The 13,998-nt window shown below is 65.8% G+C and carries 12 protein-coding genes and 1 tRNA gene; 6 read left to right on the top strand and 7 right to left on the bottom strand.

The window, feature by feature from the left end; genetic code table 11:
- Positions 1-2 precede the first annotated feature (2 nt).
- Positions 3-77 (bottom strand) — tRNA-Gly (locus tag CK228_RS20400).
- 212 nt (positions 78-289) lie between these two features.
- Between CK228_RS20400 and CK228_RS20395 the strand changes: the two genes are divergently transcribed.
- From CK228_RS20395 to CK228_RS20380, 4 genes are all read left to right on the top strand, one after another.
- Entirely contained in the window at positions 290-787 is a 498-nt protein-coding gene (locus CK228_RS20395) for a prolyl-tRNA synthetase associated domain-containing protein (RefSeq protein WP_095789049.1), read from the top strand.
- A gap of 81 nt (positions 788-868) precedes the next feature.
- On the top strand, positions 869-1,876 hold the full coding sequence (gene trxA / locus CK228_RS20390) for a thioredoxin (protein WP_095789048.1): 1,008 nt from the start codon (positions 869-871) through the stop codon (positions 1,874-1,876).
- A gap of 124 nt (positions 1,877-2,000) precedes the next feature.
- Positions 2,001-2,672: an LON peptidase substrate-binding domain-containing protein gene (locus tag CK228_RS20385; protein WP_027047556.1), complete on the top strand. Its 672-nt coding sequence runs from the start codon at positions 2,001-2,003 to the stop codon at positions 2,670-2,672.
- A 168-nt stretch (positions 2,673-2,840) separates the two neighbouring features.
- Positions 2,841-3,083, top strand: a complete 243-nt coding sequence (locus tag CK228_RS20380) for a Trm112 family protein (protein WP_095775566.1) — start codon at positions 2,841-2,843, stop codon at positions 3,081-3,083.
- Positions 3,084-3,503: 420 nt separating this feature from the next.
- On the opposite strand, the gene CK228_RS20375 is transcribed toward CK228_RS20380, so the two are convergent.
- The 4 genes from CK228_RS20375 to CK228_RS20360 form a co-directional block, all read right to left on the bottom strand.
- A complete protein-coding gene (locus CK228_RS20375) occupies positions 3,504-6,857 on the bottom strand; it encodes an error-prone DNA polymerase (protein WP_095788990.1) in 3,354 nt (1,117 codons plus the stop codon).
- On the bottom strand, positions 6,854-8,329 hold the full coding sequence (locus tag CK228_RS20370) for a DUF6504 family protein (RefSeq protein WP_095788989.1): 1,476 nt from the start codon (positions 8,327-8,329) through the stop codon (positions 6,854-6,856). The genes CK228_RS20375 and CK228_RS20370 overlap by 4 nt, the downstream gene beginning before the upstream one ends.
- Positions 8,271-9,305: an ImuA family protein gene (locus CK228_RS20365; RefSeq protein ID WP_095788988.1), complete on the bottom strand. Its 1,035-nt coding sequence runs from the start codon at positions 9,303-9,305 to the stop codon at positions 8,271-8,273. The genes CK228_RS20370 and CK228_RS20365 overlap by 59 nt, the downstream gene beginning before the upstream one ends.
- Before the next feature lie 107 nt (positions 9,306-9,412).
- Positions 9,413-10,045 (bottom strand): LysE family translocator, encoded by a 633-nt coding sequence (locus CK228_RS20360; RefSeq protein ID WP_095775562.1) that lies wholly within the window; start codon positions 10,043-10,045, stop codon positions 9,413-9,415.
- Between the two features lie 135 nt (positions 10,046-10,180).
- Between CK228_RS20360 and CK228_RS20355 the strand changes: the two genes are divergently transcribed.
- Positions 10,181-10,603 (top strand): metallopeptidase family protein, encoded by a 423-nt coding sequence (locus CK228_RS20355; RefSeq protein WP_095775561.1) that lies wholly within the window; start codon positions 10,181-10,183, stop codon positions 10,601-10,603.
- A gap of 33 nt (positions 10,604-10,636) precedes the next feature.
- Here CK228_RS20355 and CK228_RS20350 read toward each other — a convergent pair whose 3' ends face one another.
- Both CK228_RS20350 and CK228_RS20345 read right to left on the bottom strand, forming a co-directional pair.
- Positions 10,637-10,843: a DUF1737 domain-containing protein gene (locus CK228_RS20350; protein ID WP_095774865.1), complete on the bottom strand. Its 207-nt coding sequence runs from the start codon at positions 10,841-10,843 to the stop codon at positions 10,637-10,639.
- 49 nt (positions 10,844-10,892) lie between these two features.
- Positions 10,893-11,783 carry a CoA ester lyase gene (locus CK228_RS20345; RefSeq protein WP_095788987.1) on the bottom strand — a complete coding sequence of 297 codons (891 nt, stop codon included), beginning with the start codon at positions 11,781-11,783 and terminating at the stop codon, positions 10,893-10,895.
- A 671-nt stretch (positions 11,784-12,454) separates the two neighbouring features.
- On the opposite strand from CK228_RS20345, the gene CK228_RS20340 reads away from it, so the two are divergent.
- Positions 12,455-13,996, top strand: a complete 1,542-nt coding sequence (locus CK228_RS20340) for a DUF4173 domain-containing protein (protein WP_095788986.1) — start codon at positions 12,455-12,457, stop codon at positions 13,994-13,996.
- Positions 13,997-13,998: the final 2 nt, after the last annotated feature.

The following is a 13,998-nucleotide window of genomic DNA, read 5'->3' as shown; positions in this document are numbered from 1 at the left end:
ATTGGAGCGGGTGAAGCGATTCGAACGCTCGACCCCAACCTTGGCAAGGTTGTGCTCTACCCCTGAGCTACACCCGCTCACACGGCATCTTGGCCGCAAGCCGGGCCTATATGGCTGAAGAGCGCGGCGATTGCAACAGGGAAATCGCAGGCTTTTTTCAACATGCCAAACGATGCCGGCAAACCGCCCGCGGCGCGGGGATTTCATCGGCCTGTCGTGCGATGGCCTTGTGTCGGCCACCGCATTGGCCGTAAACGGCAAGGCGGAAAAACGACGAAGAAGACAATCGATGCCGAAGACCGAAGCCGAACTTTTTGCCTTTCTCGCCGAACTCGGCATCGCCGTTTCGACGAAACGCCATCCGCCGCTCTATACGGTCGCCGATTCGCAGGCGCTGCGCGGCGAAATCGCCGGCGGGCACACGAAAAACCTGTTCCTGAAGGACAAGAAGGACAATTTCTACCTGGTCACCGTCGGCGAGGAGGCGGTCGTCGATCTCAAGCAGATCCACCAGCTGATCGGCGCCGCCAGCCGTGTTTCCTTCGGCAAACCGGAGATGCTGATGGAGCTTTTGGGCGTCTCGCCGGGCGCCGTCACCGTCTTCGGCGTCATCAACGACACGGCGCACCGGGTCAAGCTGGTGCTCGACGAGGATTTGATGGCGCATGCCGTCATCAACGCCCATCCGCTGACCAATGAGGCGACGACATCGATCGCGTCGGTCGATCTCATCAGATTCGTCGAGGCAACCGGGCACGATGCTGCTATCTTGAAAGTCTCGGCATGATCGCCACATGCATGGCGAAACCGACTTCCAATGACATGGCGCCGACCCGCGGGCCGGCGGCGCGACCGAAAGGGTGACGAGATGAGCGACAACAAGCCGTTTGGCGGGTCATTCGGCAGCAGTGGCGGCCAGTATGCGCCCACCGTTCAGTATGGCGGAACGGGAGCCGCGCCGGCAAAGGTCGCGCTTGGCGAAGCCGCGCCTCCCGCCGCCGCCGGCGATGTCATCAAGGACACCACGACCGCCGCCTTTGCCGCCGACGTCATCCAGGAATCGCGCCGCCAGCCGGTGCTCGTCGATTTCTGGGCGCCGTGGTGCGGCCCCTGCAAGCAGTTGACGCCGCAGCTGGAAAAAGCGGTGCGGGCCGCCGGCGGCAAGGTCAAGCTGGTCAAGATGAACATCGACGACCATCCCTCGATCGCCGGCCAGCTGGGCATCCAGTCCATTCCGGCCGTCATCGCCTTCAAGGACGGCCAGCCGGTCGACGGCTTCATGGGCGCCATCCCCGAAAGCCAGATCGCCGAATTCATCACCAAGGTCGGCGGCAAGGGCAATGGCGCTCCGGCCGTGGCCGAGGCGCTGGCGGCTGCGACGGAAGCGCGCGAGGCCGGCGACATGCAGACGGCCGCCGACATTTTCGATGCCATCCTGGCGCAGGCGCCGGAGACGATCGAGGCGATCGCCGGGCTGGGCGAGCTGCTGTTCGAGGCCGGCGACACGCAAGGCGCCGAGGCTTTGCTGGCAACGGCGCCCGAGGCCAAGAAGGACGCGCCTGTTCTCGCCGCGCTGCGCGCCAAGATGGCGCTGGCCGCGCAAGCGGCGGAACTGGGCAATCCGGCCGAGTTCGAGCGCCGCCTGGCCGAAAACCCCAAGGACCATCAGGCGCGTTTCGACCTGGCCATGATCCAGAACGCCAGGGGCGAACGTACGGCGGCAGCCGACAACCTGCTGGCCATCATCAAGGCCGACCGCGGCTGGAACGAGGATGGCGCCAGGACGCAATTGCTGCAGTTTTTCGAAGCCTGGGGCCTGACCGACGAGGCGACGCTGGCCGCGCGGCGCAAATTGTCGGCGCTGCTGTTTTCCTGAGCCGGCGGCTGTTTCGTCGCACGGGCTTGTGGTCGGCGGCGGCTGCGCCAGATTAGGAAGCTGACTTCGGCCAAGCCGACGATCCCGGCGGCGGGCGGCGAATGAAGTCGATCGGAGGAATGTGGTGCAAGCGGGAAACGCGCATTACCGGCTGGCCAAGGATCTGCCGTCGACGATCCCGATCTTTCCGCTCGAGGGCGCGCTTTTGCTGCCGGGCGGCCGCATGCCGCTCAACATCTTCGAACCGCGCTATCTGCAGATGGTGGACGAAGCGGTCGCCGGCTCGCGGCTGATCGGCGTCATCCAGCCCCGTCTGGACGGCGCGCTGCGCGAGGATGGCGAGCCGGAACTGTGCAATGTCGGCTGCGCCGGCCGCATCATCGCCTTCTCCGAAACCGGCGACGGCCGTTACCTGATTTCGCTGCAGGGCGTGTTCCGCTTCCGCATCGCTCATGAACTGACGGTCAAGACGCCGTTTCGCCAGGCAAAGCCGGCGCCCTTCCTCGCCGATCTCGATGACGATCCGGCGGCGAACGAGATCGACCGGCCGGCACTGCTCAAGGCGTTCCGCGCCTATCTGCAGGCCAATGACCTCGAGGCCGACTGGGAAAGCGTCAGCCGCGCCGAAAATGCCATGCTGGTCAACGCGCTGTCGATGATGGCGCCCTACGGCCCGGCCGAGAAACAGGCGCTGCTCGAAGCCGCCGACCTGAAGACGCGCGCCGAAACGCTGATCGCCATCACCGAAATGGCGCTGGCGCGCGAGAATGAGGACTTTGGCTCGAGCCTACAGTAAGATGTGCCGATATTCAGGTGATGCCGGCCTGCAAATGGCGGCTTCCTGCGCTTCCGGTGCTCACGTACGGAAAGTACGCTCCGCTCCGGTTCTCGGAAGCCACCATTTTCGACTCGGCCTGACCTGAATCTCAACACATCTTCAGATAGTCGGTCAGGAGGCAATAGAGTGGCGGCTGATGGGCGTGACGGAAAGAAGATCAATGTTGATCCCAAGCTGCTGGAACTGCTGGCCTGCCCGCTGACAAAGGGGCCGCTGGCCTGGGATCCAGAGCGCGGCGAACTGATCTCGCGGGTCGCCAAGCTCGCTTATCCGGTGCGCGACGGCATCCCGATCATGCTGCCCTCCGAGGCGCGGACGCTGTCGGCGGAGGATGTGCTGGCGCCGCCGAAGCTGAGTGGGCCGTCTTAGGGTATATCGATATTCAGGTTATGCCGGCCTGCAAACAATGGGTTGCTGGGCTTGCGGCCTTCGCCGGCCGAAGCACTCATAAGTAGCTTGTCAGTCAAGGCTACGGCCGGCGTAGGCCGGTGCCCACGGGGCCGGTGTAGGGGCGGTGCCATTCATCGCGTTGTCATCCCAGGGCGGAGCAGCCGCGTAGCGGCGTCGCGAAGACCCTAGGATCCATTCCGTGACGTATGCGACGCGCGAAAGCGGGCCAGAACCAGGTGCCTTTCTTCCGACGGTGTAGAGACGCAATTCTGGACCGTGGCACTCTTCGGTTGATGTCGCGGCATGGATCCCTTGAGCTGCGGAGCAGCTCCAGGGGTCTGCGCGACGGAGCTTCGCTCCTGCTCCGCCCGTGGATGACGAAGGTGCGTGTGGCCCTGTCTACTGAAAATTGCGCCCCTTGGGCATGACGCTTTCCGCCTCTTCCGACAGCATCGCAATATCCTGCCCGACCGGCGCGTTGCGTATCGCGGGTCGGCTGTCGCGAATCGGAGCCTCAGCTTTCGCTGCTGGAGGGGAAGCGCCCGGCGCTCCGGCCCCGCTGACCTTCTCCAGAAGCACGGTCAGCCAGGGCGTCAGATCCTCGATCTTTTCGGCGACGATATGGATGACACCGGATTCCGACTGCAATTTGCCGGTGACCTTGACGAAGCGCGCGCCCATGACGATCGGCCGGAAGCGGTTAAAGGTCCGCTCCCAGAAGATGACGTTGGCGACCGCCTTGTCGTCCTCCAGCGTCAGGAAGATCGCATTGCCCTTGCCGGGACGCTGCCGCACCAGGACGAGGCCGGCGACGGAAACCCGCCTGCCGTCGCGTACCGAAGGCAGGTTGGCATTGGGCGTGACCCCGGCGCGGTCGAGCCGCTCGCGCAGGAAGGCGACCGGATGCGCCTTCAGCGACAGGCCGAGCGAGCGGTAGTCGTGGATGACATGCTCGCCGAGCGGCATTTTCGGCAACTTCGTCTCCGGCTCCAGCTCGCGCAGGCGCAGCGCCGGCTGGTCGAACAGCGGCAGCTTTTCGGCCGCACTCCTGGCGCCCAGCGCGCGCACTTCCCACAGCGCGGCACGGCGGTCGAGGCCGACCGAACGAAAGGCATCGGCCTGCGCCAGCCGCTCGATCTCGTCGACATCGAGGCCGGAGCGCAGCCAGACGTCACGGACGGTTTCGTAACCTGAACCCCGCCGCTTTACGAAATCCTCCATGCGTTCCTTGGAAAGGCCCTTGATCTGCCGGAAGCCGAGCCGCACCGCATGGTTCGTCTCGATGACCCCGCGCATATCGGCATGGCGCGGCAGGATGCGGGCCGGATCGAACGGCGCTTTTTCCAGGGTGCAGTCCCAGACGGAATAATTGACGTCGACCTCGCGGATGTCGACGCCATGGTCGCGCGCGTCGCGCACCAGCTGCGCCGGCTGGTAAAACCCCATCGGCTGCGAATTCAGGATCGCGGCGCAGAACACGTCGGGATAAAAGGTCTTGAACCAGCAGGAGGCATAGACCAGCAAGGCGAAGGAGGCGGCGTGGCTTTCGGGAAAGCCGTATTCGCCAAAACCCTCGATCTGCTTGAAACAGCGCTCGGCGAAGTCCTTGGTGTAGCCCTTGCCGACCATGCCGTCGATCATGCGCTGGCGGTAATTGCCGATGGTGCCGGTGCGCTTGAAGGTTGCCATGGCGCGGCGCAGTTCGTCGGCCTCGCCCGGCCTGAAGCCGCCGGCGACGATGGCGATCTTCATCGCCTGTTCCTGGAACAGCGGCACGCCGAGCGTCTTGCCGAGAATCGCCTCGAGCTCCGGTTTCTGATATTCGGGTTTTTCCTTGCCTTGCCGGCGGCGCAGATAGGGGTGCACCATATCGCCCTGGATCGGACCCGGCCGCACGATCGCCACCTCGATGACAAGGTCATAGAAATCCTTTGGCTTGAGCCTTGGCAGCATCGACATCTGGGCGCGCGATTCGATCTGGAAGACGCCGAGCGTGTCGGCGCGGCCGATCATGTCGTAGACGCGCCTGTCTTCCGGCGGCAAGGTGGCGAGCACATAGGGTCGGCCATAGGGATCCCGGGCTTTTGGATAGTGGTCCGTAAGCAGAGTGAAGGCGCGCTGCAGGCAGGTCAGCATGCCGAGCGCCAGAATGTCCACCTTAAGGATCTTCACCGAGTCGAGATCGTCCTTGTCCCATTCGACCATCTTGCGTTCGTCCATCGCCGTCTTGACGATGGGGACGATCTCGTCGAGCCGGTCCCTGGTGATGACGAAGCCGCCGACATGCTGGGAGAGATGGCGGGGGAAGCCCATGATCTCATTGGCCCGTTCCATCACATGGCGCGATGTCGGGTCGCTCCGGTCGAGGCCGCCGGCGCGGGCTTCCTTCTCGCCGACCTCGGAGGTAGACCAGCCCCAGATCGAGCCGGACAGGGATGCCCGGACATCCTCCGACAGGCCCATCGCCTTCGACACTTCGCCCAGCGCCGAACGGCCGCGATAGCTGATGACGGCGGCGGCGAGCGCGGTGCGCTTGGAGCTGTATTTCTCGTAGATGTACTGGATGACGGTCTCGCGCTTCTCATGCTCGAAGTCGACATCGATGTCGGGCGGCTCGTTCCTCTCCTCGGAAATGAAGCGTTCGAACAGCGTGTCGATCCGGTCCGGCCCGACTTCGGTGATGCCGATGCAGAAGCAGACGATCGAATTGGCGGCCGAACCGCGCCCCTGGCAGAGAATGTCCTGGCTGCGGGCGTATTTGACGATGTCGTAGACCGTCAGGAAGTAGCGGGCGTAGTTGAGGCGCTCGATCAAAGCGAGCTCTTCCTCGATGCGCTTGATCACCGAATGAGGCACGCCTGAGGGATAGCGCCTGGCCGCCCCCTCCCGCGCCAGTCTTTCCAGCTCTGCCTGCGGCCCGAGACCGGATTCCGTCGGCTCGTCGGGGTAATTGTACTGGAGGTCGCTGAGCGAGAAGGCCAGCTCTTGCGCGAACAGCAGCGTCTCGGCCAGCGCCTGCGGATGCCTGCGGAACAGGCGGGCCATTTCCAGCGGCGGCTTCAGATGGCGTTCGGCATTGGCGCTGAGTTCCAGCCCGACCTCGGCGACCGGCGTGTTGAGGCGGATCGCGGTCAGCACGTCCTGCAGCGGGCGGCGTTCGGCGGTGTGGTAGAGGACATCGTTGGTCGCCATCAGCGGGATGCCGGTGCTCTGGGCAAGCGCCGCTGCCTGCTCGATCCGGAAACGGTCATTGCCCGCATAACAGGGCGAGACGCCAAGCCGCAGGGCCCTGCCGAAGCGGTCCTTGAGCTGGCCAAGCAAGGCAAGACAGTCCTGCGCGCCCGCTGCCAGATCGGGCATGACCGCCAGCGACATCAGATCCCCCCATTCGAGCAGGTCGCCGCGCTGGAGAAGGGTGGCGCCCTTTTCGGTCTCGTCGCGCAGATTGGCCTGGGTGAGCATGCGGCACAGATGCCCCCAGCCTGCCCGGTTCCTGGGATAGGCGAGAATGTCCGGCGTGCCGTCGCCAAAAACCAGCCGGCAGCCAGGGTGATAGGCAAGCTTTTCGACCTTGGCCTGCTGCCAGGCGCGCACCACGCCGGCCACCGTGTTGCGGTCGGCAAGGCCGATCGCCGAGAAACCCATGAGCTTGGCCGCGACCACCAGCTCCTCCGGTTTGGAGGCGCCGCGCAGGAAGGAGAAGTTCGACTGGATGCCGAACTCGGCATAGGGAATGACGGTCAGCGCGTTCATGCGAAGACCCCGTGCATGAACCAGCGCGGCGCGGCTTGCGAGCCGCCGTAAAGCCCTTGCCGGTAGAGCCAGTAGCGGCGGCCGTCGGCATCCTCGATGCGGAAATAGTCGCGTGTCGATGCCGCGGCGTCGCCTGGCGCCTGGCGCCACCATTCGGCGGCGATGCGTTCGGGACCCTCGGCGCGGGTGACGCGGTAGAGCGCGCGCCGCCAGCGGAAATGCAGCGGCGGACCCTCCGGCATTTCGGTGGCCGGCACCTCGATGGGCTCGGGCGCGCGGAACAGCCGGATCGGCCGTTCCGGCGGAAAGATGGTTGTAGGCGCCCGCACCCTGTCCGGTCTTTTCGGCGGCGTGGTCCGGCGCGGCGCTTCGCTGAAGGGGACGATGGCGACGGCGCGTTCCGGCAGATGGCTTTCAACCGCGACCGGCTGCAGCACGGCGCCCTCGCCGAGCCGGGCGCGGATGCGGTCGGCGAACAGCGCGATGTCGGCGCCGTCATCGGTCACCTCGCCCGTCAGATCGGCCTGCGCCATGTCGAAGGCGGCGGCCGCCAGCACCGAAAGCCGCACCAGATCGAAGCCGTAGCCGGCGTCGATGTCCTGCTCGAGGGCGGCCAGCCTTTCATGGAACAGTTTCTGGATCAGCCGGGGATCGCGCATCGGCCGCGAGGTGCCGAGCGCGATGCGGCTGACGGCGCCGTCGACGCGGAAGAGCAGCAGCGCCAGCCTCCGCGCGCCCTCGCCGCGGCGTTCGAGATCGGTCTTCAAGGTCGTCGCCAGCAGGCCGACCAGCCGCTCGATGTCCTCGGTCAGGGTGACAGGTTCGGCGAGATGCCGCTCGACCGAAAGCGGGGCCACGGGAAGGCGCGGCGAGACCGCTTCGTCGAGACGGCCGAGCGCCTGGTCGAGGCGCAGCAGCAAGGTGGCTCCGAAGCGGCGGGCAAGCGGCGCGCGCGGTGCTGCCATGACGGCGCCCGCCGTGCGCAGGCCGACACTTTCCAGGCTGGCGCGGGTTTCCGGCGCTATGCGCAGTGCGGCGAGCGGCAGAGGCGCCAGCAGCGCTTCCTCCTCGCCTGAAACAACGATGCGGTCGCCGCAAAAGCGAGCCGCCGCCCAGGCCGCGCCCGGCGTCGGGGCAAGGCCGGCGCGGACATCGAACCCCTGATGGAAGAAGCGCGACAGGATGTCGTCCAGCATGGCGCGTTCGCCGCCGAACAGATGGGTGCAGCCGGTGACGTCGAGAAACAGTCCGTCCGCCCCATCCAGCGCCACCAGCGGGGTGTAGCGGTCGCACCAGTCGGCAAGGCCTTCGAGCAGGCGCCGGTCTGCCTCCGGATCGGCCTCGACGATGTCGATCGACGGATGCATGGCACGCGCGTCGGCAATGCCCATGTCGCGCTTCAGGTGCAGCGCCTCAGCCCGCTCGTCGAGGGCTGAGATGCGCTGCGCGTTGCCCTGGCGGTGGCTGATCACCAGTGGCGGATGAGATGGCGTCGGGTGATCTTGGGGCCGGGAACGCCAGGACCGCCCCAGGCGCTGCCGCAGGATCCTTTCGGCCGCCAGATAGGGAAACCACAGGGACAGGATTCTTTGCCCGGCCTGTCCGTCCTTTCTCGCCCCTTCTTTCATCGAATACGCGTTCATCGGGGTTCCACTCCAGTGTGAATTGTCCAGGCAAGGCCGTGCGGCTCTTGCCGATGCTGATGGTGAAGGCCGGGCGGCCGATCGATCCGGCGAGCGGCCCGGCGACGGTTTCGCGCGGCACGGCCGGCGCCGGCGAGACGATGAGGCGGACGGGCGCCGCCGTCGGTTCCGGCTCGGCCGCCTGCCGCAGCAGGAATACGGGGCGGCCGGCACTTTGCGCCCTCGCATGCAGCCGGCGCGTCGCGGTCAGGTCGAGCCGCAGCGGGTTGCCGCGGATTTCGAGGATGACGGCGGCGAGCGCCGTCATCCGCGCTGCTTCCTCGGCGACCCACAGCGCATCGACGAGTTTCGGCGCCTCGGAAAACAGCAATTGCTCAGGCCCGATGCCGAAGCAGGCCTGCAGTCCCCTGGCATAGGGAAAGCCCGCCTCGCGGAAGATTTCCGTGGTGCCTATCCACAACACCGGCAGCCCTTGCGCCTGCTTGAGGATCAGGCTGGCGAGCGACAGGGCAAAGCCGGCGACGGCTCCGGCATCGCGGGTTTCCAGGCCATGGATTTCGCTGAGCGCCGCTTTCGGCAGCCCACCGCTCAGGGCGGCATCGAGAGGGTCGACGCCGATCGGCAGGAAGGCATCCGGCAAGGCCGCGGCAAGACCGCGCCGGACGATCGTGAGATCGGCGCTGGCGTCGGCATCAAGCGGCGCGCCAGCCGGCGCCTGCAGGCGCTCGGGCAGCGTTCCCTCGATCTTCGCGATCTGGCGGCGCAGGGCAAAAACAGTCTCCCGCGCCACGGCTGATATCGCCATGACGGTCAGTGTCCACTCACAATTGTTCCTGTTATGTTCCTATTGATTCCAGAGGGTGACGGAAGAGTCAAGCAGAGTCACAAGGAATTTATTCCTGCAAACGCGCTTCAGCGCTGGCCGCCGAAAGCCAGTCGTGCGGCCAGGCCCGCGAATACGGTTCCCAGCAGGATCTGCGGCGCCCGCCGGAACCGCGTGCGTTTCGATAAGGCGGCTCCGATCCGGCTGGCGGTCAGGATGACCAGGCCGTTGACCATCAGCCCGATCAGATTGAGCACGGTCGCCAGCAGCAGGATCTGGCCGGCGACGGAACCGGTCTCGGGGCGCACGAATTGCGGGAACAGCGCCAGCACGAACAGCGCCATCTTCGGGTTGAGCAGATTGGTCAGCAGGCCTTGCCGGAAAATCCGGCTTCGCGAATAGCGCGGCAGGCCGGCGACCGGGGCAAATGCCGTTCCGTCGGAACGGAACGCCTTCCAGGCGAGATAGGCAAGGTAGGCTGCGCCGGCATAGCGCACGATGTCGTAGGCGATGGGCGCTGCCAGGAACAGTTGCGACAGGCCGAAGGCGGCGGCCAGCGCGTGGCAATAGGTGCCGGCGGCGATGCCGGCATAGGTCGCCAGGCCCGAGGCGCGCCCCTGGCTGGCGCTGCGGGAGGCGATCAGCAGCATGTCCGGCCCTGGCGTCGCGGTCAAAGCGAGGCAGGCAATGGCGAAAAGTCCGATGGTGGAAAGGTCCGGCATGAGAACTCCCCAGGAGATGGCCGGAACCGACCCCTAAGCGATTCCTCGGCATCGGCAAAGGTGCCGCGGCAGGAATTGCCGCTTCATTTGCCTCGCCCGGTGCGAAAGCCTATATGCCGGATCAAAGGACAAAGCATGGCCCGCATCTACAAGACCCGCACCTGGCATGGCGAACTCGCCCCCTCGATGGAGGAGATAGAGTTCCTGGCGCTGGAGGCCTACGCCCATCTGCCGGAAGATTTTCGCAAGCTGACGGGCGAGATCGTCATCCAGATTGCCGAGTTCCCGACCGACGAGATCATGGACGACCTGTCGCTGGAAACGCCGTTCGACCTGCTCGGCCTGTTCGAGGGCCGCGGCATCGCCGAGCGCTGGAACCCGCAGACCGGCGAAGGCCCGAACCGCGTCACGCTCTACCGCCGCGCCATGCTCGACTACTGGGCCGAAAACGAGGAGACGCTCGGCGACATCGTCACCCATGTGCTGATCCACGAGATCGGCCACCATTTCGGCCTGTCGGACGATGATATGGAGCGGATCGAAGAAGCGGCTGAGTAGAGCCCGAAGAGAAGGAAGGCCTCAGCGCCTGGCCTACCAGTCGCTGAGCTTGGTATCCGGCCCATATTCCTGGCCGTCGACATCCTTCACCACCGCCTGGCCGCAGCGCATGGTCTTGGCCTCCTTGTCATAGGCATAGGTCGGCGAGCCGAACAGGTGCCAGCCCTTGTTCAGCGCCGCCGTCACCTTGTGGCAGAAGCTGGCGTCGTCCGGGCCGGTGAGAAAGCGGTAGAGTTTCATGTCCCAAGTCCTGTCGTAAGTGCCCATAGCCCGCGAGCATGGGGCTATATCATGCGCCGATGGCGGCCGCCTTCGCCAGCAGTTTTTCGGCCTGTGCCAGATGCAGCCGCTCGACCATCTTGCCGTTCAGCGCGATCACGCCTCTGTCTGTGTTTTCCGTGAGCGCAAAGGCATCTTTCACCGCGCGTGCCTCGGCGATCGCCTCCGGCGAGGGGGCGAAGGCGCGGTTCGCGGCGTCGATCTGGGCCGGATGGATCAGCGTCTTGCCGTCGAAGCCCATGGCGGCCGCCTCCGCGCACTCACGGGCAAAGGCGTCGAGGTCGCGAAAATCATTGGCGACGCCGTCGAGCATGTCGAGGCCTCCGGCGCGCGCGGCCAGCACCATCTGCATCAGCCATGGCACGAGGTAGCGCCGGTCCGGCGTCACCAGCACGCCGGTTTCCTTGGCCAGATCATTCGTTCCGGCAACGAAACAAGTGAGCCGTGAGGCCGGGTCGCGGCCCAGTTCGGCAATGGCGCCGATGTTGAGCAGGGCCTTCGGCGTCTCGATCATCGCCCAGAGTTTCACGCTATCGGGGGCAAAATTGTCGTCGAGCACGTCGCCGACTTCGAGGATGTCGCGCGGCGTGGTGACCTTGGCCAGCAGGATGCCGTCGGGCTCGACTTTCGCCACGGCCAGGAGGTCGTCGTCGCCCCATTCGCTGGCCAGCGCATTGACGCGCACCACCATCTCGCAGCGGTGGCCGAGTTGGTTGGCAGCCGGGCGGCCGGCGAAGATGGCGGGCAGCTTTTCGCGGGCGGCAATCTTGTCGGCCGGCGCGACGGCGTCCTCAAGGTCGATGATGATTGCATCGCAGGACAGAAGCGCGATCTTGGCCAGCGCCTTGTCGTTGGAGGCCGGGACGTAGAGGACGGAGCGGCGCGGGCGGTAGGGTTCCATGCCCGATCTATGCCGTGTGTGATTGGTGGAGGCAAGCGTTGGGGCTGTGCGGCCACCCTCTCCCTTGTGGGGAGGGTCGCTGCGAAGCAGCGGGGTGGGGTCGGCGCCGGGCCCCCACCCGGACCTTCGGTCCGACCTCCCCACAAAGGGAGGTAGAAGCTCAGCGCCCTTCCGCAGCCGTTGCGGAAGGGGGCCTTTCCTCTCCCCGTCGATCGGGGGAGAGGTGTCGAGCGAAGCTCGACGGAGTGGGGGTCGACCCTTGGGCGCAAGGCGAGGCAATGCTTGCGCCCTTCCTATGTCCGTTCGCGGCGGTTGCCAGGTGGTTCCCCCACTCCGTCTCGGCTTCGCCGAGCCACCTCTCCCCCCTCCGGAGGGAGAGGAAAAGGAGCCTGGCTGGGGCGACACACCAGCCCTGGCGCGCGACCCTGCACGAAAACTGCACAGGCCTGCGGAAAAGCTCCTCGGATCCGCCCTGCCATCTCCCTGCCGGCCTGCGAAACAGGCGGCATGCACAAGCGAGCAAAACCCCGTTGGTCCGTGCCACAGCGCCTGCGCAGCGAAGGCTGGTGGCTGGTCGATCCGCCATGCGCGAATCCCATGGCGATTCTCATCCCTTTCGCCCGCAAGTGTCCGCCGACCTTCCGGCTGGACACCATCGGGAGGATCAGGTCGTGACAGCGTTCTTCTCTGCCGCGCCAAGTTATTGCGGTCGCTTCGGTGTTGCCGTGCTGCTGGTCGTGCTGGCGGATTTCCTGTTCTACGGTCAGCCCGCCGGCATCACCGCCTTCCTGTTCGCCATCCTGATCGCCGCCGCGGTCGTGGCCGTGCATCCCACGGCCTTCAGCGACATCAGGGTCTGGCTCAAGCCCGCCGCCTTGCTTGTCGCACTGCTGCCGCTCGCCGAAAATGTCAGCCTCCTGTCCGTCTCGATCGCGCTCGCGGCGCTGGTCGTGTTCGCGCTTTCGTTGAGCGGTCGCTTGCGGCACGGCATGGCGCGCATTGCCGGCCAGATCGCGTTGTTCGGGCTGGCGGCGCCGTTCCGCTTCGTCAGCGATTTCATCCGCTGGCGCAAGACTGCGCGCCGGTTTGGCGGGCGACGTGTGCGGCTGGCGGCGATCGCCGTCTGGGTGATGCCGCTGACACTGGGCGCCGTGTTCCTGGCACTGTTCGGCGCCGCCAATCCGGTCATCGACTACTGGCTGTCGCTGATCGACCTGATGAAGCTGCTCGACCTCATCCAGCTGGCGCGCATCGCCTTCTGGCTGTTCGCGCTCGCCGGCGTCTGGGCCTTTCTGCGGCCACGCCTGCCGCGCTTTTCGCGGCGCGGCCCCCGGCCGACCCATGCCCTTGCCGCGGCGGCGATCAATCCGCAAAGCCACATCATCGAGGACATCGTGTTCGGCAAGGCCGCCATCCTGCGCGCCCTGATCGTCTTCAACGTGCTGTTTGCGCTGCAGACCGGGCTCGATGCCACCTATCTGTGGGGCGGGGCAGCCCTTCCCGACGGTCTGAGCTACGCGGCCTACGCGCATCGTGGCGCCTATCCCCTTGTTGTCACCGCACTGCTCGCCGCCGGGTTCGTGCTGGCGGCGCTCAGGCCGGGCAGCGAAACATCGGGGGATCCCGTCATCCGCCGGCTGGTCTATGCCTGGGTGGCGCAGAACATCATGCTGGTCATCTCGTCGATCCTGCGGCTCGACCTCTATGTCGGCATCTATGCGCTGACCTACTGGCGCATCGCCGCCTTTGTCTGGATGGGGCTGGTGGCGGCAGGCCTTGCGCTGATCATCGCCCGCATCGCGCTCGGAAAATCCAATGAATGGCTCTCCTCCGCCAATCTTCTGACGTTATCCCTGACGCTTTATGCCTGCTGTTTCATCAATTTCGCCGCGACGATCGCCAATTACAATGTCGACCATTCCTTCGAAATGACCGGCCAGGGCATCCCCCTCGACGCCTGGTATCTGCGCTCGATCGGCCCGGGCGCGTTTCCAGCACTCGACCGTTTCTTCGATCATCAGGGAAAGACCGCCGAGGCCGGCGCCGCACGCGAACTTGTGAGACTGCGTGGCATCGACGAGGGTTGGTACCGAACCGTCCAGGCAAACTGGCGGGCCTGGAGCTTTCGCGACTGGCGCCTGCTTGCCTATCTCGACAGCAAGGGGTCGCTCGTGCTTCCTCAGCCTTCGCAACCTTCCTTGCCGGGCCGCTGACC

It is taken from the genome of Mesorhizobium sp. WSM4312 (assembly GCF_002294875.1).
GTDB lineage: Bacteria > Pseudomonadota > Alphaproteobacteria > Rhizobiales > Rhizobiaceae > Mesorhizobium.
The sequence above is the reverse complement of the archived record's forward strand: the minus strand, read 5'-3'. Positions and strand labels throughout refer to the sequence as shown.